General features: G+C 63.9%; 13 protein-coding genes and 1 pseudogene. 3 read left to right on the forward strand and 11 right to left on the reverse strand.

The window, feature by feature from the left end; translation table 11 throughout:
* Window positions 1-72: 72 nt before the first annotated feature.
* The 5 genes from DL519_RS26765 to DL519_RS26785 form a co-directional block, all read right to left on the reverse strand.
* A complete protein-coding gene (locus DL519_RS26765) occupies window positions 73-579 on the reverse strand; it encodes a methylated-DNA--[protein]-cysteine S-methyltransferase (RefSeq protein WP_190818835.1) in 507 nt (168 codons plus the stop codon).
* 13 nt (window positions 580-592) lie between these two features.
* Window positions 593-2,059: an AlkA N-terminal domain-containing protein gene (locus DL519_RS26770; RefSeq protein ID WP_190824238.1), complete on the reverse strand. Its 1,467-nt coding sequence runs from the start codon at window positions 2,057-2,059 to the stop codon at window positions 593-595.
* Between the two features lie 176 nt (window positions 2,060-2,235).
* Window positions 2,236-3,840 carry an SWIM zinc finger family protein gene (locus DL519_RS26775; RefSeq protein WP_190818836.1) on the reverse strand — a complete coding sequence of 535 codons (1,605 nt, stop codon included), beginning with the start codon at window positions 3,838-3,840 and terminating at the stop codon, window positions 2,236-2,238.
* A gap of 244 nt (window positions 3,841-4,084) precedes the next feature.
* Entirely contained in the window at window positions 4,085-4,777 is a 693-nt protein-coding gene (locus DL519_RS26780) for a helix-turn-helix domain-containing protein (RefSeq protein ID WP_223839592.1), read from the reverse strand.
* A 384-nt stretch (window positions 4,778-5,161) separates the two neighbouring features.
* Window positions 5,162-6,304, reverse strand: coding sequence for a hypothetical protein (locus tag DL519_RS26785; RefSeq protein ID WP_190818838.1), 1,143 nt, complete (start codon window positions 6,302-6,304; stop codon window positions 5,162-5,164).
* A 440-nt stretch (window positions 6,305-6,744) separates the two neighbouring features.
* On the opposite strand from DL519_RS26785, the pseudogene DL519_RS26790 reads away from it, so the two are divergent.
* Window positions 6,745-7,924, forward strand: a pseudogene (locus DL519_RS26790) (IS30 family transposase).
* Window positions 7,925-8,041: 117 nt separating this feature from the next.
* Here DL519_RS26790 and DL519_RS26795 read toward each other — a convergent pair.
* Together DL519_RS26795 and DL519_RS26800 are read right to left on the reverse strand one after the other, a co-directional pair.
* Entirely contained in the window at window positions 8,042-8,233 is a 192-nt protein-coding gene (locus tag DL519_RS26795) for a DUF397 domain-containing protein (RefSeq protein WP_190818839.1), read from the reverse strand.
* Window positions 8,234-8,236: 3 nt separating this feature from the next.
* Window positions 8,237-9,097, reverse strand: a complete 861-nt coding sequence (locus tag DL519_RS26800) for a helix-turn-helix domain-containing protein (protein ID WP_190818840.1) — start codon at window positions 9,095-9,097, stop codon at window positions 8,237-8,239.
* 138 nt (window positions 9,098-9,235) lie between these two features.
* On the opposite strand from DL519_RS26800, the gene DL519_RS26805 reads away from it, so the two are divergent.
* Together DL519_RS26805 and DL519_RS26810 are read left to right on the forward strand one after the other, a co-directional pair.
* On the forward strand, window positions 9,236-9,448 hold the full coding sequence (locus tag DL519_RS26805; protein WP_190818841.1) for a zinc finger protein: 213 nt from the start codon (window positions 9,236-9,238) through the stop codon (window positions 9,446-9,448).
* A gap of 104 nt (window positions 9,449-9,552) precedes the next feature.
* Window positions 9,553-9,831, forward strand: a complete 279-nt coding sequence (locus tag DL519_RS26810) for a hypothetical protein (protein ID WP_190818842.1) — start codon at window positions 9,553-9,555, stop codon at window positions 9,829-9,831.
* A gap of 615 nt (window positions 9,832-10,446) precedes the next feature.
* On the opposite strand, the gene drmB is transcribed toward DL519_RS26810, so the two are convergent.
* From drmB to DL519_RS26830, 4 genes are read right to left on the reverse strand one after another with little or no spacing between them, the layout of a single operon-like run.
* Window positions 10,447-12,264, reverse strand: coding sequence for a DUF1998 domain-containing protein (gene drmB, locus DL519_RS26815; protein WP_190818843.1), 1,818 nt, complete (start codon window positions 12,262-12,264; stop codon window positions 10,447-10,449).
* The gene (locus DL519_RS26820; protein WP_190818845.1) at window positions 12,245-15,424 is read right to left on the reverse strand and encodes a helicase-related protein; all 3,180 of its coding nucleotides are present in this window, start codon (window positions 15,422-15,424) and stop codon (window positions 12,245-12,247) included. Before DL519_RS26820 ends, drmB begins: the two co-directional genes overlap by 20 nt.
* On the reverse strand, window positions 15,421-16,938 hold the full coding sequence (locus tag DL519_RS26825) for a nuclease-related domain-containing DEAD/DEAH box helicase (RefSeq protein ID WP_190818846.1): 1,518 nt from the start codon (window positions 16,936-16,938) through the stop codon (window positions 15,421-15,423). The genes DL519_RS26820 and DL519_RS26825 overlap by 4 nt, the downstream gene beginning before the upstream one ends.
* Window positions 16,935-21,659, reverse strand: a complete 4,725-nt coding sequence (locus tag DL519_RS26830) for a DEAD/DEAH box helicase (RefSeq protein ID WP_190818847.1) — start codon at window positions 21,657-21,659, stop codon at window positions 16,935-16,937. The genes DL519_RS26825 and DL519_RS26830 overlap by 4 nt, the downstream gene beginning before the upstream one ends.
* Between the last annotated feature and the right edge of the window lie 478 nt (window positions 21,660-22,137).

The following is a 22,137-nucleotide window of genomic DNA, read 5'->3' on the forward strand; positions in this document are numbered from 1 at the left end:
CTGCCGCTACTTGGGATGCAGCGATTTCGCGCGAAATCGCCACCCCGCCCTGGCGCCGCTGCCGAACAGGCGCTAGAAGTCGAGCGCTGCTTGCGTGCCCGCAGTGTTGCGCCGCTCGAAGTCCAGCAGGTGCTGCTTCCGGTCCAGCCCGCCGCCGTAACCGGTGAGGTTGCCGGTGGATCCGACGACGCGGTGGCAGGGCACGATGATGCCGATCGGGTTCTTGCCGTTGGCGAGCCCGACGGCCCGCGAGGCACTGGGCTTTCCGATCCGCTCGGCCATCTCGCCGTAGGAAATCGTTTCACCGTAGGGGATTTCACACAACTCCGACCAGACCGTGCGCTGGAACGGGGTGCCGACCAGCGTCATGGGCAGGTCGAACTCGTTGCGCTGCCCCGAGAAGTACTCCTCCAACTGCTCGATCACCGGCCCGAAGGGCGTGGTGTCCGGCTCGCCGAAGTTCTCCTCCGGCGGGCGGTGCCGCTGGCGCTCCATGTAGAGACCGGTCAGGGCGCCGTCGACGGCGACGAGCGTCAGCGGGCCAACGGGGCTGTCGATGACGGTGTTCACCGCGTGCACTGGAATCCTCTCCTCAGGCGGGTAGCCGGTTGATCGCGTGGTCGCCGGTCGCCCACAGGTACTGCACGGCGTACGCGCGCCAGGGACGCCATGCAGCGGCATGACCGGTCAGTGCCGCAGGCGTCGAGGGCAGCCCCAGGCTACTTGCGGCGTACCGGATTCCCAGGTCGGTGGGCACGAACGCATCGGGATCGCCCAGGGCGCGCATGGCGATCGTCTCGACGGTCCACGGGCCGAATCCGGGCAGCTCAGCGAGCTGGGCACGAGCCCGATGCCAGTCGCTGCCGACGCTCAGATCGATATCACCACCCGCCAAGGCCTCGACCAACGTGGTGATGGTCTTGCGGCGGGCCTTCGGGAAGGCAAGCGTGTCCGGATCCAGCGACGCCAAGGCACTCGCATCCGGGAACAAGTGGGTCAACCCACCGGCGGGATCGTCGATCGGTTCGCCGTGAACCGCCACCAACCGAGCGGCATGCGTGCGTGCCGCCGCAGTGGAGACCTGCTGCCCGAGCACCGCGCGCACCGCGAATTCCGCAGCGTCGACGGTGCGGGGCACCCGACGCCCCGGCTCTTTGCCGACCAGCGGCGTGAGCACCGGGTCGGTGCGCAGCAGGTCGTCGACGGCGACCGGATCAGCATCGAGGTCGAGAAGCCAACGGCAGCGGGTGATCGCGGCCGACAGGTCCCGGAGATCGGTCAGGGTCAACCGGCAGTCGATGTACTCGGGCTGCGGCCGGAGCGCGACGACGCCGTGCCCGTGCGGCAGGCGCAAGGTCCGCCGATAAGCCCCGTCAAGCCATTCCTCAACCCCGGGCACTGCGGTCGCGGCGAGGTGCCCGAAAAGGTTGTCCGGACACAACGGAGCCCGGAAAGGCAACCGCAACGTGAGTGATCCGGCTGCGACCGGCTGCTGCCGGGAAGCACGAGCCCGCAGCTCGGTAGGCGCGAGGCCGAAAATTTCGCGCACGGTGTCGTTGAACGTCCGCACGCTGGCAAACCCAGCGGCGAAAGCGACATCGCTCATGGGCACGGTCGTGGTCTCGATCAGCAGTCTCGCGGTCTGCGCGCGCTGCGCCCTGGCCAGGGCAAGCGGCCCGGCCCCAAGCTCGGCCAGCAGCTGCCGCTGGATCTGCCGCACGCTGTATCCCAACCGAGAGGCGAGCCCGGGAACGCCGTCCCGATCAACGACCCCGTCGGCGATCAGCCGCATGGCCCGCCCAACGAGGTCGGCTCGCTCGTTCCACTGCGGAGACCCGGGGCTGGCGTCGGGCCGACACCGCTTGCAAGCCCGAAACCCGGCCTGCTGAGCAGCGGCGGCGCTCGGGTAGAACCGCATGTTCTCCACCTTGGGAGGAACAACGGGGCAGCTGGGCCGGCAGTAGATCCCGGTGCTGACGACGGCGGTGAAGAACCACCCGTCAAACCGAGCGTCCTTGGACTGAACGGCCCGCACACACCGAGCCACATCCTCGTGCATACCCACCAGCATCACCGCAGGACGGAGGCGACGCTAGCGAAAAAACGACATCAACGTGCGCAGGGCCGACAAACCCTCGTGAGTACTTCTGGGGGCTACAGCACCCCAAACCACTCACGGGTCCTGACCAGCAGAAACGGCCGCTACGAACTGACTGCGGATGGCCGCTGGCTCCGTCACAAGCCGTGTTCGGCGAGGGTGGACAGGAAGTTTCGCTTGCGCCGGTGGGTTTCCTTCAGCTGCCGAACGTCTGCCGCGAACGCCTCCCTTTCTCCAATGCGGGAGTGCAGGCCCCGCAACGCCGTCAACAACTGAGCTGCGCGGAGGTAGCCCTGGCGGTTGGTTTCCGCGATGGCCGTGTCGACCTGCGGCCGGTAGATGGCGATGGCATCGGCCGGGTGGGTCTCCGCCCGGCGCTCCGCGACGGCCATTCGGGTCGACGGGTCGCAGTCATAATGCTGTACCACCTGCCAGGACGCATCGATGTCGTCTTCCGCCAGCAGAATCCGCGCCAGTGTTGCGGCCGCGAAGGATTTCCCGGCCTCGACTCGCTTGCGCAGCACCTGGTGCGCCCGCTCGCGCAGCTGCGACCATTGTCCGGTCCGCTCGGCGGCCCCGCGCAATCGCCGGTAGGTGCCCTCGTCGGGAGCATCGGCGAATCCGGCTTCCAGGAGCTCCACCGCATCGGGCCCACGGCCTTCCGCCTGGTAGAGGTCGACGAGCAGGTCCACAAGCCGCGGATCCCGCCGACCCATGTCCCGAAGACCGCGCTGCAACCAGTCGATCGCCTCATCAACGCGACCGGCCTCGCGCAGCACATCGGCGATTCGCACGTAGGAGTAAGGATTGGAGAGGTCCTCGGCAAAGGTCTTGATCAGCGTGTCGGTGTCCTCGGTTTCCCGGACGAGCTCCTCGCGCAGCCAGCGTAGCCGCCACACCGGGCATCGGCTTCCGGGCTGATCCAGGCCGAGCCGATAAGCCGCGAGCCCCTCCGAACCGAGCAGTTCGATGACTTCACACAGTTCGATGCTGGGCCAATCCGAACCGTTGAGCCGGAAGTAGGCCAGCCAGTGCCCCAGCTCCTCCGGATCGGGCGGATCGACCTCGCAGGCATCCAGATAGAGCTGCCAAGCCGCATCAGCGACCTCCTCCACCTCACCCTCGCCGCAACCGGCGGCGGCGCCCACGTGAGTCATCACCTCACGCAGCAAGGACTGCACGTCAGTCGCGTGATCGGGCAACAGCCGGCGAAGCGCGTCCAGCGTGCCGTAGGTGCGGTCGGCATAGGCGACCGCTTCGTCGTAATCGAGCCAATCTGTCTGCAGCAGATCGATCTGATCACGCAGTGCCGAAAAATCTGGCTGGTCCGACGTGGTGGCCGCCAGCAACCGCAAGCGTTGGTAGAGCGCGGGATCGTCCTGCGCCTGCTGCCAGATCAGATCAACGAGTTCACTCTGGTCCAGGGTCTCCAGGAAAGCCCGAACATCGGAACCCGGCGCAAGCTTGGCGTCTCGTGGTGCGACAGCAAGAATCCGCAACCCGACGGCGACGCAGTGCTTGCAGAAAGCGCCCTCGCGCCCATAAGGACAGCTGCAGTCCCCGCCCAGCCTGCCGCCGAGGTCACGCAACCGAACCCGATAGCTGTCGGTGCCGGCCACGCTCGCCACGACGCCGTCGGGCAACTCGGCGATGCTGCCCACGGCGTCCTGGTAACCCAATCCCCGATCAAAGGACCGCTCCCCAGCAAGCCGCCGCAAGTCACTTTCGGTAAACCACGCCATGCCCCACAACTACCGCACCCGTGAACACACCCCCAGGCGGGGGCTGTTCGCAGTGATCCGGCTGCGACCGGCTGCTGCCGGGACTGAACGCCCCGCACACACCGAGCCACATCCTCGTGCATACCCACCAGCATCACCGCAGGACAGAGGCGGCGCTAGCGAAAAAGCGACATCAACGCCGGCGAACAGTGGTCACGAACAGTGGTTACGAACAGTGGTCACAAGCAGTGGTCACAAGCAGTGGTCACATCGTCACGATGTGATCGAAGTTGGGTGGCGGGCCCACCGTGCGGTGCAGAGTGTCAATCACCCGGCGCTGGTTGTCATACGGGCCCGAGATGTAGCACGGCTTGCCCTCGTTGCCAAAGGTGATGCCGGACGGGCCTTCCCAGGTACCGAGGTGGTCGGCGGCCTTCAAGAAATCGGCGTGGGGTTCGAAACCGAGGCCGCGCGCGTACTCGACGGCGCCGAACACGATCTCCTGCGCGAGTTCGATCGGAGCCTCCTTCCAACCGTTCGGGAAGGTCCTGAAGTACTCCGGCAGGAACCGCCGCAGGGCGACGTCGTCGGTGATGTCCGGCCCGAGCGCGTTCTTGACTCCCAGGCAATAGACGTCCACCAGGTATCCGCACACCGACACCTTGTCCCAGCGGTGCCTGCGCGCAATCAGCACGCCCACCAGCCCGCCGGCGCCGTCCTGTGCTGGTTCAATCACGTCGGGCCGGCCGACAACGGAAAGTCCCTGGCTCCAACCCACGTTGATCCAGCAGCCAACGAGTTCCGGCAACTCGGCCGTGGCGCGATCTTGCGCCGCGACGGCCCGCACCAGAGGAGCCACCGCGGACGGACGTACATCAAGAGCACGGGCGATTTCCTTCGGCGACTTACCTTCACTACGTAGCCGACGCACTTGTTCGAGAAGCTCGGTCTTTTCCACGAGACAGGACCTTATACCCGATACCCGGTAGTTCGGGCTCTGGCCAGTTGCCACGGCACCCGTCGGGTACCTCGGCGATGTCGCCAACCGTGCCCGTATTCCAACCACGCAAAGGACCGACCCCCGGCAAGTCAGCGCAAATCATGTTCGGTAAACGATGCAACGCTTCACAACAGCCACGGAGAGCATTACTACCAGTGGCAGATACGGTCTTTCCCGTGACGAACGAGCTGGATGGCCCCGGCTACACCAATCTCGGCTTCCCAGCCCCCGCCGCGTCCAATGATCAACCAGCGACGGGAAGGTCCTCGGCGTGGACTGCCACGACGGTTCCCGTGGCGCGGTTGACGGATTTCCAGGTTCCGCTAAAGGCTTGCAGAAATCTCAAAGTCCTGCGGCGTCGAAACGTTGCATCAGGCTCGGCTTGCGGCGGTGATCGTCCCGAAGTTGTTGGTAGCGTTCGGCGAACTTCGGCTCGTCGGCACTCCGTGCACTGAGAGCCATGAGATCGATAAGGAGACTGACGGCCGCGTCGTATTCGCGCTGGTTCTTGGTGGCGATGAGTTCGTCCACCCGCTGCCACGCGGCTTCCTCGTCAGCGGCGAGCGCATCAAGCCGCTCCTCGCGAGCGGCAGCGGCCTCGCGCTCACGGCGGGCGCGCAACTCTTCGGCGCGTTGAGCCTCCTGCTGCTGCCTCGCCGCTTCCTGCCCTGACGCTGCATCCAACAACTCACCGACCGTGCGGGAGCCCGTCAAAGGCGCAGTCGCGTGCAGACTTCGATAGCGCCGTCGGAGATCCGCAATGCCACTACCATCGCCATTGGCAGCGCGGACGAGCAGCGCGTCTTTCTCGTTCTGCGGCAAGCTTTCCACGAACTTGGCGAGCCCATCATCCGAAGGCCTGGCGCCGAGCGGCGCGCTGGCTTGTGCCGCAACGGCCAGCAGGTCTTCATCGATCCGGAGGAACTCAACCAGTGCGCGCTGGGGGCCGGTCAGCTTCGAAAGCCCAGCGGGAACCGGAGGTTCGACCTCTTCGGCATCGATGTCCTCCCAATCAAGGTAAAGACCGATCGTCGTCAGCCAAGCGAGATAAAGAGCACGGTAGTCGCCACCGGCCAACTCCTCGCGGATCGGAAGCAGTACACCCAACTTCGGATCGCTGGTGTATTCCCACTCGCCGCTTTCGTCGCGGTACGTGAAGCTGAGAATGACGTGGTCACCGTACTGCCAAGCACTGGTCAGATCGTCATCGACGCAGTACCGCTGCGCCGTCTCGAGATCAAGCAGGCCCGCGGGCACCCGAAGCATCAGCTGCCGGTGTCCCCAGTTCGCGAAGTGGAGGAAAGCGTCGAAGTAACGCTCCATCAATACGCGCGGACTGCCCCGGAAGTCGCTCCAGTGGTACTCGTTGACGAACCTGGTCGCAGAAATGTCAGCCCGACTCGAAAGATCCCGAAGTTCGAGCTGCTGCTGTTCATCGAGCGGCTGATCAATAGCCAAGAACTCGTAGTACTGGTACTCACTCACCGGTGCCCCGTGCTGGAAGGTTGATCGTTCCTCGCCTATGCAGGCTACGCGCCGCCAGCCCAACCGAGTCACCTGGCCAAGCAGGACTTCGGCGCAAGCGGCCAAGCACCGCGTCGGCCCTGTTCAGATTTTTCACGGACCGGCCGACAGCAGCGACATCAAGGACAGTGCCCCCGGCGAAAGGCGGGTTCTAGCGATCCTCGCAACACCCTGGATTTCAGGGAGTTGCGAGGATCGTGGTTTCTGAGGAGTTGAGGGTTCGGTTCTTCGAGGCGCTCGACGGGGAGTCGGGCAGCATTCTGGCCGCTGCCCGTGTGGTGGGAGTGAACCGGAACACGGCCTACGGGTGGGCGCGCAAGGCCGGCATCCGAGGGCAGGGAAAGGCGGGTCCTGCCAGGCACCCGGGGCGTGTGGCCTACGAGCGCCTTCGTGCATCGGGTGTGTCGCGGCGTGCTGCTGCCGCGCAGGTGGGTGTTCACGTGCGCACCGCGCAGGACTGGGATCGCGGCTGGCGTAAGCAAGGGCACGTGCGGATCCATGACGATGGCCGCAAGATCGACTACAAATCCGGTGTGTCCACGATCGTCGCCGCCTCGTCAGCACCGTCTCTGGCAGCGGTTGAGGCTGACCTGCACCCCCGGTTTCTCACGGTGGCGGAGCGGGAGACGATCGCTGATCTACTCCAGCCGGGACGCCTCACTGCGGGCGATCGGGCGGGCACTGGGCCGGTCGGCGTCCACGATCAAGCGCGAGATCGACGCCCGTTCGGTCGACGGGGTCTATCGGCCGCTCGCGGCGCAGCGGGCGTGGGCGGGCAGTCGCGCCCGACCGAAGACGGCCAAGCTCGCTCAGGACGGGCCCTTACGCGACTACGTCGCAACCAAGCCGCGGGAACGGTGGTCTCCGGAGCAGATCTGTCACGCTCTGGTGGAGGAGTTCCCCGACGACAAGAGCATGCGGGTGAGTACGGAGACGATCTACCAAGCGATCTACGTTCAGGCCCGCGGCGGGCTACGACGCGAGGTCGCGGACGCGCTGCGCACTGGACGCACCCGCCGCAAGCCACACCGGCAGCCTGCACAACGCACGCCTCGCTTCGTCGACGAGATGGTGATGATCTCCGACCGGCCCCCCGAGGTCGAGGACCGGGCCGTGCCAGGGCACTGGGAGGGCGACCTGATCGTGGGCACCGGGTCGCAGTCGGCGATCGTGACCCTGGTCGAACGCACCACCCGGTATGTGATGCTCGGGCACCTGCCCGGCGGGCACACCGCCGAGGAGGTCCGCGACGTCCTGGTACCCCTGATCGCGACCCTGCCCAAGCACCTGCGCGGCTCGCTGACCTGGGACCAAGGCTGCGAAATGGCCGCCCACAAGCAGTTCACCGTGGCGACCGGGGTGCCGGTTTACTTCTGCGACCCGCACTCTCCCTGGCAGCGTGGCAGCAACGAAAACACCAACGGCCTGCTGCGCCAGTACTTTCCCAAGGGCACCGACCTGTCCATCCACTCTGCGGCGGACCTTGAGCACGTCGCCCAACAACTCAACAGCCGACCACGCAAAACGCTCGGCTGGAGAACCCCAGCCGAGCGTCTGCGTGATCTACTGACAACCACGTAGGTCATCAGGTGTTGCAAGGACCCCAAGAATCCGCCAAACTGCCGGGGGCACTGTCCTCTCCTCTCGCGCAAGCGCCACGCCGGAGCCTTGAAACAGCTACCCGCTGCGCTGCGTGGTTCAGCCGAACCGCTCAGCCTTGACGGCGGCTAAGAAGGATCCCCAGGCTTGCGACTGGAAGACCAATGTCCCGCCGTCCCGATTCTTCGTATCCCGCACCCCAACCACGTCGGTGCCACTGCCAACCTCGACGCACATCCCGCCATGTCCGTTGCTACGGCTAGACGTGCGCCAGTTCGTGATGACGTCCATGGATCACCTCTCTGCATCGACCGCCTTCAAAGCCGCTGTGAGCAGCTTTCGCGATTCTCTCGCATCTACAGCCGTCGCTCGAAGGTGATCGAAGGCGGTGCTGAACCGAGCAACTTCGTCGGGTTCCTCGATGTACAGGCTTCCAGCCACGTTGTCGACGAAGACGACACTCGGAATCGGCTCGGGAAAGTGGAGTTGACCGAAGGGCGATCCGCTCGCCGGATGCGACCCGGCCCGGAGGGGCAAGATCTGCAGGACCACGTTCTGCAGGTCCATCGCGTCCAGAAGGCGCCGAATCTGGCCGCTGCGGGTCTCAGCGGTGCCCGTGCCACGCAGTAGCGCGGACTCATCGATGATCGCCCACAAGGACATTTCGCCAGACAGCAAGCGCTCTTGTCGCCGCATGCGTAGTTCGGCCCGTGCCCTGGTGGTCTCCTTTGCTGCTTCCGGAGAGGTCGTTTCCATCAGCGCAACCGCATAGTCTGCGGTCTGGAGCAAGCCCGGGATCAAGTCGATCTCGAAGTAGTGCGCGCAGGTCGCTTCAGACTCCAGTTCAACGTAGTCCTCGAAGATTGAGGGCATCGCATCGTTGTAGGAGGCCCACCACCCACGGCGCTTTGCGTCGCGGGCAGTCTTCACCAGCCATTCGGTGATCTTGTAGTCAGCTCCGTAGAGCTCGCAAAGCACCCGCACATCCGATACGGAGACCCCCATGTTCGCGGTCTCGACCTTGGAGACCTTCGAACGGGACCAGTCCAGCTCCTCCATGACCTGCTCTGGGCTCACTCCTGCTTGGTCGCGGAGGCTGCGCAACGTGGCCGCAAGGCGGCGCTTGCGGACTGTTGGCTGTGCGCGCTTGGACATGCGCACACCGTATCCGATCACCCGATCTGGTCAGATTGGAAAATTTTCCGATCTGACAAGTTGATGATCGGCACTGAATCTGACACTCTCAGTGGTGATCAAAGTCCACAGAGTAATCGACGCTGATGGGAGCCCCTGATGGCTGACTACTTGACCTACGTGTGGCGCCCGGTCACGGGCGGCCGCCACGCGTTTCCCATCGCGGCAACGAAAGTTCCGCGCGAGGAGCAGGTGAAGGCGTTCTGCGGAGCAGAAGCGAACGCGGCGGAGCTGCACGACCGGTCCGAAGTGGACTGGATCCGCGAGGACACCTGCATGCGCTGCTGGCACACCCTCACCACCCGCCTGTGATCACCCGAGGACGGCGCAATTTCGCGAGAAATTGACCGTCACCCGGGTGAACGCCAATTTCTCGCGAAATTGACACCCCTCGCCCAACCGAAGGAGAACCACCGATGTTCTGGATCCAGCTCAGCACGTTCGTCCTGTTCAACCTGCTGATCCTCGCCATGCTCGCCACCCAACTGCCGATGAGAGCCATCGCGTTCTCAACGGGCCAGCACGCCGGAGGCGGCGAAGGCGCCTACACGGTCTGGCACCTCATAGCCGACGTCGAAGCCGAAACCCGCGCCACCGACGAACCCGACACCAGTCGCGAACATCCCCACATACCACCGGGATTCCCCACCACAGACCCCGACGAGCCCACCGGGCGGCATCACCTCCGCGCCTGAACAGCTCGTGAGTGATCCTTCCGGTTCTTACCGGAACAAACACTCACGAGACCTGGCCTCGCCAGCCGGGCCGGTGCGGTACCTCCCCGACCTCGGCCGCACCGGCCCACCCCGGTGACCGGGCGCGAACGCCCCCTCCCCCACGCGCCCGGTCACCGACCCAACCGGACACGCCTGAGTCCGCTACGACTGTCGCCTAATGAGTCGTGAGTCGGCCGTTCGGCAGCCTCGGGACCGTACGGCCTGCACACACCGAGCCACATCCTCGTGCATACCCACCAGCATCACTGCAGGACGAAGCTAGAGCTAGCGAAAAAACGACATCAACGTGCCTGTCCATCCCCCTCACGACGACTCCGGCCGGCCATACGCGCTCCGGCGCCATTTTCCCCAGGTCAGGAGTCGTGCGCGCTTTGGGCTGCTATAGCGCCCCAAAGTGCTCACGACCCCATGACCAGCGACGATGTCGCGTCACAAGCCGTGGTCGGCGAGCATAGCCAGGAAGGCCCGCGTGCGCGGATGGGTTCCTTCATCCCCCATCAATCGGGCTCCTCATACCGCGGGGTGGGCTGCTTGACCACCCCCACGAGATGACGATTCATCGACTTCTCTGGTTCACCCCTCGGCAGGCACGGCTCGGATTTCCTCCAGCACACCATCAAGCAGTCCACGCACATCACTGCCGCCAAGGACCAGCTGGCGATCAAGCAGACGGTTTCCTGTCTCACAGGAGGTCTCGCTGACGAGAGCGCAACCGTGGCATGCAGAGAGATTCAACTGCGATGCGCCTTGGCTGTCGCTCTCGATGCAGACCGGATCGTTCGAGCAGAAGTCCGCATCCTCGAGCGCCGACACCAGCAGAGAGATCAGTTTCTTTGGCTCGCCGAGACGAACCAGGCCTCCCAACGTACCCTGCGCGTCCCCAGCAGCGGTGTAGATGAGGATGCCCGCCGTCTTGTCCAGCCGGTCAGGGTTGGCATAGATGCGCTCCTGCAAGGAAGCCGATGCATACCCGCTCTCGAAGGCAAGCCGCCGGATAAGCAGATGTGCCAGCGTGTGCAGCGCGATGAAGCGCGGTTCAGGAACGACGAGTCGCTTCGACGCCCACTCCACGTCTGCACGCCGCCTCTTGAGAATCCCCGCTCTGGCCTGGACCGCGGGCTCGGCCTCCCACGCCGCGATCTTCTTCTCATCGAACCGAAGGAAGATGCCTTCGCCGAAAACCTCCACAGCAGGGTAGATCGGTGAGCGACGCCGATTGGGCCCAAGGTCGGGCCGGATCAACGCCGCGTCGGCGTCATACCTACTGAAGTGGCGAAGCGCTCGGACCTCACGAACGCGTCGTACCTGCCCAACCCCGCTGATCGCTTCCAGCAGGCTCTTCGGACCGTTTGCCTCGTCGAGATTCCTTCCGTCTACGACGAAGTAACCTCCGCTGAGGTCACGTCGTCCCTGTAACTTCTTGTGGAAGGCCGCCCACTCACCGTCCTTGAGGTCGAGCAGCATCTCGTCAGTCGATACTTCCTCGCCGACCGCCACAGCTAGAACGACCTCGGCGGTGGTCTCCAGCTCCTCAGCGATCCACCCGGCGACCATCTCGGACTGGGGGCCACCATTGTCGGCAACGACTCTCCCGAAATAGACGTGCCCCCGGATCTGATCTGCCACCTCTGCCGACACCGGACGCTCCTCAGGGATATCGAGTGCAGAGATCCGATCGGCAATGTAGTTCCCCGTCGCGCCGCGCTGCACGGCAGCGAGCGGGTGACGGCATGGCTTCTGCTCCGAACTTCCCTCCGGTTCCCAGGGCTGGCGGCCGCTGCACCGAATGCCATCACGTTGGAGCGCTCCCTTGCTGACCAGCTCGGAGAGCGAACGTGAGTTCCCGCAACCGTGGCATTTCACGATGAGGGATTCAAGGCCCTCACCATGCGAGGCAACCTTTCGGAAGCGGAGTTCCCGGTACGACCGGCAGACGCGGACCTCTTCCCGCAGGCGAGCCTCACGGCCGCGGTGCACCCACTGGAACCACGGTACGTCCTGGATGTGACTGCCTTTTTGACAGACGGCCACAAACCTCATCGGGACTAGCGGGCCACCACACTCGCAGTGGTTGTCCCACTTCCCCTTCTTGCGTCCGGTCAGCTTCGAAAGCTTGTCGCAACGCTCGCAGAAGCGCCATGCTGGGAATCGCCAGTACATGAGCGACGGCGTCCCCTTGGCAGCGTGACCTGAGTGCGTAGGCGGTTGCCTCAGCTTTCCCGCCCCGAGCCTCACCATGAGCCGCTCGCAGCTGATTTCCGGGGCGAACCTCGTGTCCCACCACGACGTGTCGGCGGCCATAAGCGACTCTCCCTGGACATCAGTGATCGCACCGACACCGAACGGTGTGATCGTCTCGGAGAGCCGCAGGTCATGCTTGATCTTCTCCACGGAGTACCTCCTCCTGCGGTTCCTGAACCTCGACGGCAACGTTCGGCTCTACGGACCGCATCGAGTCTCCGACCAGCCAACCCTCCCCAGGATCGCCGAATCGCTTGAGTAGCGCACTGACTTCGGACTTGGGACGACGCTCGTAGTACAGGTCACCGTTGGTTTCCCGGGCTTGTGAAGCACGGCGGTCCCAATCCCGGAGCAGGCTCCAGACTTCGCCCTCCGTTTCCCGCAGCTCGAGTGGTTCGGACCGCGCGACGTGGCCGAGGAACTGACCAACCAATCTCTCCACGGCATCGCTTACCCGTACGTCCTCAAGGTCGAGCATGACGGCGGAGTTGTTGTCCGCCAGCGGCTTAAGAGACTGCCGCAGCAATGCGGCAAGCGCGCCCGCCAGGGACCTGTCCCGCGAGGACAGTGACCAAGGAGTCACGCTCGTCGGTTCCACGCTCAGATACAGCGTCTCGTGGTAGCTGCGGAACGTCTCGAAGTGAGAGCGGTCGCGAGCCCGGTTCGACCGGAACAAAGTAACCACAACTCCACGGGTCTCTCCGCGTCCGACGCGGCTGGTGGACTGGATGTATTCGGCAGTGGTCTTCGGCTGTCCCACCATGAGCATCAGCGCCAGGCGCGGGATATCGATGCCGACGGACAGCATGTTCGACGACAGCACGACATCGACGGCGTCCGCTGAATCATTGGCGCTCACACGCAGAGCCCGGAGGTCCCTGGGCAGTTCCTCGGCTGTCCTTCGACTGGTGAGCTCGAGGACCTGATGCACCTGGCGGAGTGAAATACCGAGGCGCTCCGCGCGAGGTTCCAGACGACCGTTGACGTCGTCGACCACCAGCGTGCTCGTACGGCCGAGCTCGCGAAGGCTGTTGTGGTACATGACGAGAGTCCAGTAGGCATCTCGCGGAGTCGTGTCCGCGCCCTTCTGGGCCAACGCCTCAGGAATCTCGACCATCGGTGTGGCGGACGAGATCACCGCCGACGGCTGGGACACCGACTGCGGCATCAGTCCGACGTAGAGCCGGCCTTCGCCGTTCTCAACGGGCCTTGAGAAAAACGTCCGGTCGTCATCGAGCCCGGAGGGCGGGTACAGCGCGACCTTCCGCCCGTACAAGGCCTGGACCTGCTCATCAGAAGCGCGGATCGTCGCGGTGGAGGCGACGATCTTCGGCGTCGTACCCGAGCGGCTGAGCAGCACCTGGATCACCGCATCGAACATAGCGACGGTGGTCCCGAGCGGGCCCGACAAGAGGTGCAGCTCATCCTGAATGACCATCGATGGCTGCTTGAAGACCGTGCCGATGCCCAAAAGCCGTCCAGCCTCCGGTTTGAACTGGAGCCTGGCGAACTTGTCGACCGTCGCCAGGAGGATGGTCGGCGGTTCTTCGTACAGGACCTCGTCAACGACGGTGAGCGGCAGGCGCTCGTGGAAGGGGCAGTCCGAGTCGACGCAATGCAGGACGACATCTGAACCTTCGAGTCGCAAGCCGTAGTCGGACGCTTTGTCGCTCCTGATCCTAGGGATCAGCGGAGTCAGGCACCACGAACAGCTCTCGACCTGGAACTGATTGGCCTCCTCCGGGCGGGCCGCCTTCATGAGGCGGTCACGAGCACCAACGGCATCCTTCCTCGTCCCAGGCGAGACCTCATTACCGACCCACAAGCCGATGGAAAATGGCGGCATGGTCTTAACCTTCGGGTGGTTCGCGCGCATCAGCTCCATTGCGCATACCAGCGCCGCGGCGCGCTGGAACTGCTGCGATGTCAGAAGCCGCAGCGTGTATCGCGTGATCACGGCAGTGCCGCCACCTGCGATCCCATGCACGATCCGGCGGTGGAAGATCTCCACCGCAGCCAGGCCGAGATATGCTTCGGTCTTCCCACCACCAGTCGGGAACCAGATGAGATCGACCAGCTCGCGGTCGTCGTGCTCAGGGTTCACGGTCGAGGCCAGAGCGATGAGCAGGAAGCCCAGTTGGAAGGGACGCCAGCGGGGCTCCCTGATCTGCTCATCGGGAATTCCCTTGGAACGTTGGGCCTGACACATCTGCAGACGCATGGCCTCCATGCCGAGGGCGAACGCAGTCCGTACCTGCTCCTGGTTCGCCGCGCCCAGAAACTCGACGCCGTCGCGCATCCTCGCAGCAGCGACCTCGGATCTCTTGGCGATCCTGATCGCGACGTCGGCATCACGTCCAAATCCCTCGGCTCGTGTCATCTGCTCACGGGACCACTCGGAGAATGCACCAACGAAAGCACGGAGCGAGGCCAGCACCTCGGGTCCGTTCTCCTCGATGAGGGCTAGATACCGCAGCTCGAGTGCCTGAGCCTCAGGCGTTCCTTCACTAAAACCGGTCGTCTCGACTGCGGGAACGACGAACGCCGGCACGGGGTCCAGAAACACACGGACGCACTCGCCGTCGGTAAGCTTCCAGTCGGCGGCCATGCCGTGGCCAACAGCGTAGGCTTTCCTGTTCCGATACCGAACGCGCAGTTCCGCAGCCTCCTGGTCGGCGTCAAACGACCGCGTGGTGTCGTACTCGAGGAACCGGGCTCCGTCAGAGTGTCTCACCTCCAGCTTGACTTGGAAGAGCATCAGCGGGATGTCCAGGCGCTCGTCTCCTTTCGTGCCGGCGAGCACCCGAACATGCACTGTCACCAGCTGTACGCCCTTGAAATCACGCCAGCGCGCACCGATCTCAACCGGGACTTCGCCAGCCGTGAAACGCTTCGGCCCCTCCTCTTTGTCCAGCACCAGTCCCTTAGAGGGGAAGGGGGTGCGCTCCCAGCGCGGCGGGCCATCACCAGCGACCTTTGCGTAAGTACCGCACGAAAAGTCGACCGTGACGCTCTCTCCGTTCGTGACGAAGGAGATCGCTGCCGACGACGGCCGCCAGTCTTCGGCCAGTGGGACGTTTACGCCGCGCTCTTCCACATCGCCGTTGAAAACATCAGGCTCATCGTCCTCAGTCGCCTGCCCTTTGCCCTCGGACCGAAGATAGCGGCCGTCGTCCCGAGGAAACAGCATGCCCACCGCGTACTGCCGATGTGGTGGGTTGAACGTGATCTCGCCTTCGCCGCCCTCTGGTCCGACGTAGGCCTTGCGCAGGTGTTCCAGCGCCAGCGTCTGCGGTCCCGTGAAATTCACTTCTCGACCTGCTTTCGGACGAGTTCCTGGAGTCGCTTCTTGTCATCCGCTGAGACCAGAACGTGCAGCGTCACCCGTGCACGAGTCACAGCGACATAGAACGCCGCCGTGCCGCGCTCGTCGAACTCCTTCGGAAGATCACACACGATGACGTGCTCGGCCTCCAGCCCTTTGGTGTAGCGCGGGCTCGTGACGACGAATTTCGCGTCACCCAACGCAGGCGGATCGTCGGACGTCGTGCTGATGATCCAAATGTCATCGCGTCGTGCACCGTTGAACACCAGCTCGCGTGCGGCCTGCTCCGCTGCGAAAAGGTCAGCTTCTCCGTCAACGGGGCGCCAGTAGACGCGCTCCCCGTTGACAATTCCCGGGTCTCCGACGTCTGCGCCTAAATACTCCTGCACGACGTGGACCATCGCGCGGGTATTCCGAACGTTCTTCTGGAGCTGGAGCTGAGTCGCCTCCGTCTTGACGAGGTCGCAAACCTCTGGGTCGTACTCACCGTCGACGTGCGCCTGGTTGTTGGGGTCGAGGAACATCCGCCAGCGTCCCTCGGCCCGGCCGCCACGGATCGCCTTGTCGAGCGCGTCCATGCCATCGGCGTTCATGAGGTCCTGGGCCTCGTCAACGAACACCACGTCGTACTGCTTGCCATCGGCGAGGTTGCTGAATGGCAGCAAATCGATACTCCGGCCCCTGACCAGCGGTTCGAAGAACCGAACGAGAGAAGGCGAGTGGAAGGTGATGAGGACGGACTTACCGTCCTCTGACTCCTGCTTCGCAGCCTCTGCTAGAACAAGGGACTTTCCGGTCCCGGCACCACCGAACACGAGCATGCGCGGGTTAAGCGCGAGGGCGGCCAGCACCTGCGCCTGCCCCTGGGTCGCCCGGTTCTGCTCCTCGATAACGGCGCCACGCTGTGCGTCGATGATCGGCATTCGGGTGAACTCCCCGAACAGCCGAGTGCGCAGCTCATCCGCACGCGCGATCTTCTGACGAGGAGGCGCGCTCCGCGCTTCCTTTGCGACCTCAGCGAACGCTGCCGTCAGGCTGGCGACGCTCATCGCATCTTTGGCCCACCAGTGGTTACTCTTCCACTCGACGGCAGGCGGAGGCGACTCGATGTCCGGTGTGACGGCGACTGCCTCGCACGCGAACCATCCCGCACCGTCCTCTTTGAGGATCTCGCGCAGTGCGAACATCGCTGTCCGCGCCTGGTCCATGGGCGACTCGCGCAGCTTGTGCCAGTCGCCACGGCGGTCAATCGAGTACCAGTTTCCGTCGTACTTGCGGACACCACCGCCCTTGACCTCGAGCACGATCACCACGCCGTCCCACAGCACGACGAAGTCTGCCTCGGCCTGCTGCTTGGTCGAATGGCTGCGCAGCTTGATGGAGTGGAACGCCACCGCGTCCTTTGGCCCTTCCACCTGCTGCAGCATCCGCGCCAGCCTGGTCTCGGCCGCGCTGGTGCTCGAGACTTCGATGTCACGAAGGTCGGGAACAAGGATCACGCGTGCTGCTCCTTCCACAAGTCTTCGTACTCGCGGTACCCGAGGAAGTCGTTCACTGCGCCGAAGTTGTCAGCGACGTCTACAATGAGGCATTCCTCCTTGCCGCCGTTCTTGGGGCCACGCAGACCACGCCCGGCCATCTGGATGTAAGCGCTCGGGCTGAAGGTCGGCCTGGCGATGTAGAGGGCGCGCACACCGGGGGCGTCGAATCCCTGGGCCAAGAGGTCGCAGTTCGCCAAGACCCGAATCTCGCTCTTCTTGAACTGCTCGATTTTGTCACGGCGTTCCTGGCGGCCGGTTTGTCCGCTTACCGCAGCCGAGGAGACGCCCCGGTATCGCAGCGTTGCCGCCAGTACCTGTGCCGATAGTACGGTCGGGGTGAAGACCAGGATCGGCCACTCGGGGTCCTGGGACAGAATGTGATCGAGCAGGATTTTCGTGCGTACCTGGTCATCGCCGATGCGGTTTAGCAGGGACCGGTCGACGCGGCGGTTCGACTCGATCTGTCGTCGTTCGTCCGCAGTAAGGGTGACCTCGACACCATCAAGGATCTCGTGCCGCACACGCGCCAGAACTCCCAGCTTCTGCAGTTCTCTGTACGCATTCCCCTCGAACTCATAGAGCAGATTGCCGTCGAACCTGGCGACCAGTTCCTTGGTCTGCTGTCCGTCTTTGACCTTGCCCTTGAATGGGGTCGCGGAAAGACCGACCAAGGGTCGCTCCCAGTTGTGACCGTCAACGCCGAGCCACCTGAGGATGCGGGTGTAGCGGCTCGATCCTCCAGCTCGGTGGGCCTCGTCGATGAAGACGGCGACAGGGTCGCTCAGCCACTTGTACTCGGGCTGGTCGAGGATCGCCTCGAGCTTGGCATCGGTCGCGACAATGACACTCACATCGGTTTCGGGCTCGTGGACGGTGTTGTTCTCCCACAGACGGCCGATCGCGAGCGGGCGCTCGTCACCAAGGTACCGCCAGACCGTGTCGAAGGTCTGCACAGCCTGCTCACAGAGCTCGATCGACTGCGCTATCCACAGGACGGTCCCGCTGAGGACCTCATCCTTGAAAAGCTTGAGCACTGTCTCGGTTGCCACGCGAGTCTTGCCAGCACCAGTCGGGAGCTCAACCATGCCCTTCTGTGCACGGCCCTTGTCCAACCGCTGCGTGAGCACCGTGCGCAGGTCCTCGCTGATGTGCTTCTGGTACGAGTGCAGGTCATTGAGCTTGACTGCACCCGGAACGATGAACTCATCCGGCTGCGACTTCGAACGTCGGCCCGCGTACTTCGTCGCGAACCCCATCTTCCGTACCCAGTTGATCGTCTGGACACCGCCCGCCCACTGAGTCGGCACGTCGGTATAGCCCTCGTCCCGGAACTGGTCCGCGAGCTGCTTGACCGAGTCGCTGCCCCACACGGTGAGGAACAGATCGGCGACGGACGTCGAGTTGTCGACGAGCCCCTGCACCTCCACCGCGTGCCAGAGCCCGCCAGGCAGGTGATCCTTAAGGACGTCCTCTCCGAAGAAGACCTCAAGCCGCTCGACGTCGGTCGCCGCCGCACGTGCTTCCTGGCGCTGTTCCTCCAGCTGCTGATCCAGGGCCGCCTGCTGGATCTTGTTGAGGTGGGCATTAGACAAGCGCAGGTCGAACGCCTTGTTGACGATTTCCAGGACCTGGCGGTCGTCAAAGTCTTTGCGGACGAACAGCGTCAGTCCGTCGAGGTGCCAGTCGAGCACCTGGTCCTCCACACCGTCCTCAGTGGTGACGCGCTTGGCGAGGTAGATCGCCCTGGCGATGCTGGCGTTCGCCACCTTCTCGTTGTCGAACTCCCAGGTCACCTGAAAGCCCGGGTACAGGTCGACAACAGGATCGGGGTCCTGTCGGCCTTCGATGACCATCGAGAAGGAAAAGCTTTCCTCGAAGCGTCGGCAACCAACCTTCACGACGAAGGCTTCGACGTCCTGCGCCTCGACGCGCAAGTACGGTTTGAGCTTCTGGCTCAGGAGTAGCTGCTGCTCGTTGGTCGTCGCCAGATACACCGTCCCTGGGCGGCGTCCTTCGATCGCGCGCCCGACGCGTGCAGGGATCTGTGGCGGCTGGCCGTCAGGGTAAGCCTTTTCACTTGCGGCCAGCACGAACTTCGCAAGAACCGAATCCTTGATCGAGAGCCGAAAGAGGTCCGCTACTAAAGAAGCCTGCAGGACCTCGGCAGGGACCTCAGCGAGCTCGCGCGGCAATTCCAGCGCGTCTTCCAACGGCCTCGGACCCTGGTAGAGCGGCAGCAGCCCCTCGTACTCGATCAGTGCGGGCGAGACAACCTGTGAAGGTGCATGGAATCCCTCGCTGGACTTCACCAGTCCGGCCCGGGAAACCGCCCAACGCACTGGTGAGATCACCTGACGCACCTGGCCGGTATCGGTTTCCTCGCAGGTCCAAGTGGGCTTCTCGTCGAGCTCCAGGAGCTTCTGGGTCCACTCTGCACGGGTCGCTTCGGAGACGTTGGACTCGACCATCAGCAGTAGGGCGGAAAACGGGCCAGCTCCGAGGTACTGGTCGAACTCGATGTTCTCGACAGGCCGTTCCCCTGGACCAAGCCGCCGGTTGAGATCTGCGAGCACGAAGTCGCGGTACTGGTCGGTGCAGATCTCATCCTCGAAAGAGTACGAGCGGATCGGCTGATGGATGACGCCAGCCGCCCGAGCGACCTGGTACTGACAACGATCACGATCGAGTAGGCGCTCGTCGAGCCCACCGCAAAGACCGTCGACATCGAGCACGGACCGCGGTTCGGCCCACCCACCGGCGCGTGTGGCTACCTTGATGTGGCTTTTGCTCTCACGCTTCACGATCCGCTCTGCATCCGCAAGGCGAACGTCCATCACGGCGTCCCAGAACCTCTCGTGATCCTCAGGCTCGGCCGCTGAAGACAGCTTCTCGAGTCGAGCCTGGAAGATCGCGATCGGGTCCAGGTCCATGAATCCGGCCCTCTGTCGGAGCTTTCTCTCGATGCCCGGGATCGCAAGGAACTCCGGCGCAACAAAGCTAGCGCCCTCGATGTTGACGTCGTCCACACGCTTGAGAAAGACCTCGCTGCGGTCCCCGAGGGTTTTGAGGCCGCCGGTGGTCGGGATGATCTTCGGGCGCAGGGCACCTTCGCCCCTGAAGTTGTCAAGCACGAAATCCAGTGCTTGGGCAGCAGAAGCGTAGTCACCATCAGCCCATTCGCGCAGCCACGACAGGATGCCCCTCACACGAACCTTCGAGAGCGCCTTCTTCTCGTCGCGTGACCGAGGACCAAACTGATCCGGAGCCGCGTTGTACTCGTAGAGCTCCCGAAGTCGAGTCGCGCGTTGAAGCGTCCTGTAACAAAGCCAGTGCGGAACGTCATCGCTGGTGTTCGGGGACTTGATCCACGCCTCGTGACAGTTGTGATCCACCTCGCTCACGCTGAAGTCAAGAGGAAGTAGGACGTCCGGCTTGCAGAGCACACCCGTGGCGTCAGGGACCAGCGCGACCCGCGATCCCATCCACGGAACGTGCGCGCACAACACCTCATCACCGAACGAAAGGAGCTCGCGGCCACGCGCGGGCATGTAGTCCAGGTGAGCCGCAGGATCGTCGGCTGTCGCCACCCGAGGCAGGAGGTCGACGAACATCTCCGAGAGCGTCTCGAGGATCTCGCCGTTGTAGCCGTTCTTGAGAAGGGTCGTACGATCGTCGTTCACGCTCCAGGGAGCGTTGAAAAGCGCAGAGGCGGTGGTCTCATCCTGGAGCGGGAAGTACGACCAGAACTGGCCGGTCCGCCGGGATGCGTAGCGCGCAGGCATCGCAACGGACACCTTGACCTGGTCACGCGACACAGCGTCGCCGACCTCACTGCGTGCCTCAGCACTCGGCGTGTGCATGCGGTTCGCCACGTACCACACGCGATCGTCCCCGTCGGGACGCTCGATCCGGAACTTTCCTCCCCCCAGATCACGGGAAACGTGGCTCGTCACGAAGGGCTTGTCCTGCCCCACGACCCGAAGTCGGATCTCCCGGACCGCGTCGACAAAGAGCAGGAACTCTGAGCGGAATTCCTTGATCTCCTTCTGAAGGCTGTTGAGCCGCCCAGCGTGCGGTAGGCGGACGATCGTTGACGCCCACACCGCGAGCTCATCAAGAATCGGGTCCTTGGCAAACTCCGCATCAACATCCAGGATCTGCGTGGCGGTCCTGAGGACGGGGAACCTCTTGGCCATGGAGCCAACCGAGTTAAGCGACGCCGTAGCCTTCGACGAGTTGAACTCGAACGAGATCGACCGGCTGAACACCTGCGGTTTGCCGGTAACGGCAAGGACCGACTTGAACCCGAGGCCGAATCGGCCGATCTCGTCACCTCGCTTGCCGCTGAGGTGCGCGTGGACAAGGGATTTCAGGCCACTTTGAGAGAAAGGACGCCCTGCATTCGCACAGTAGAGCATCTCCGTGTTGAGGTCTAGAACGATCTCGACACGTCCTGCCGCTCCGCCCGTCTCCGCCGTACCAGCCATCGCGTCGGCAGCGTTTTGCACGAGCTCAAGGAGCGTCCTGTTTGCGTATCCACCAACACGGATCGACTCTTCATGATTGGCGTGCTCTGTGATCAGGTTGGGGTTCGCTCGGTAGGCCTCAATAGCTTGATCGAACAATTTTTCGAGTTCGCGGACCAAGGTCTCGTTCGACACCCACTCGCCGGTCGTCATGCCGAGACCCCCCTCGGCCGCTGACGCTGCGCCGCACCGCTGCCAGACCTGCACTTACGCAACTCCTGCACTTCGACATCAAGTTCACTGACGGCGCGTCGCGTCACGCACCGTGAACCTGCCGCGGACTGCATCGGCAGCCACCGACACGTAAGGACCACTTCTTGCCCCGCGGACCCTCCGGGCAGGTTTACCGACAAATTACACCCGCTATTGGACATAGATTCGCAAAAAACCGACAGAGATGATCCGCCATATCGGTGTGTTGCACGTCACTTGCGTACAGCCACGGCGTGTCCCCAGCGCCTCCCCAGAGCGGACAGGCAGTGCGTTCCCGATCTGCCGAGCGATGTTTGCCCTAGTCACAAAGGCACAGGTAGTCGGCGGAAGGCTCTGGGGCCGCCGGGCTTCCGCCCCGTCGTGATCTTCTGCGGCAATCGAGACGTGCTGGGAACCGCGCTGCGCCTGGACATCTCGC

The organism is Saccharopolyspora pogona (assembly GCF_014697215.1).
Lineage (GTDB): Bacteria > Actinomycetota > Actinomycetes > Mycobacteriales > Pseudonocardiaceae > Saccharopolyspora > Saccharopolyspora hattusasensis.

Bases quoted from the DNA above. Each gene is read 5' to 3' on its own strand.
- DL519_RS26775 (WP_190818836.1), bottom strand. From the start codon at position 3,840: ATGGCGTGGTTTACCGAAAGTGACTTGCGGCGGCTTGCTGGGGAGCGG.
- DL519_RS26770 (WP_190824238.1), bottom strand. From the start codon at position 2,059: ATGCACGAGGATGTGGCTCGGTGTGTGCGGGCCGTTCAGTCCAAGGAC.
- DL519_RS26810 (WP_190818842.1), top strand. From the start codon at position 9,553: ATGTTCTGGATCCAGCTCAGCACGTTCGTCCTGTTCAACCTGCTGATC.
- DL519_RS26800 (WP_190818840.1), bottom strand. From the start codon at position 9,097: ATGTCCAAGCGCGCACAGCCAACAGTCCGCAAGCGCCGCCTTGCGGCC.
- DL519_RS26805 (WP_190818841.1), top strand. From the start codon at position 9,236: ATGGCTGACTACTTGACCTACGTGTGGCGCCCGGTCACGGGCGGCCGC.
- DL519_RS26795 (WP_190818839.1), bottom strand. From the start codon at position 8,233: ATGGACGTCATCACGAACTGGCGCACGTCTAGCCGTAGCAACGGACAT.
- DL519_RS26830 (WP_190818847.1), bottom strand. From the start codon at position 21,659: ATGACGACCGGCGAGTGGGTGTCGAACGAGACCTTGGTCCGCGAACTC.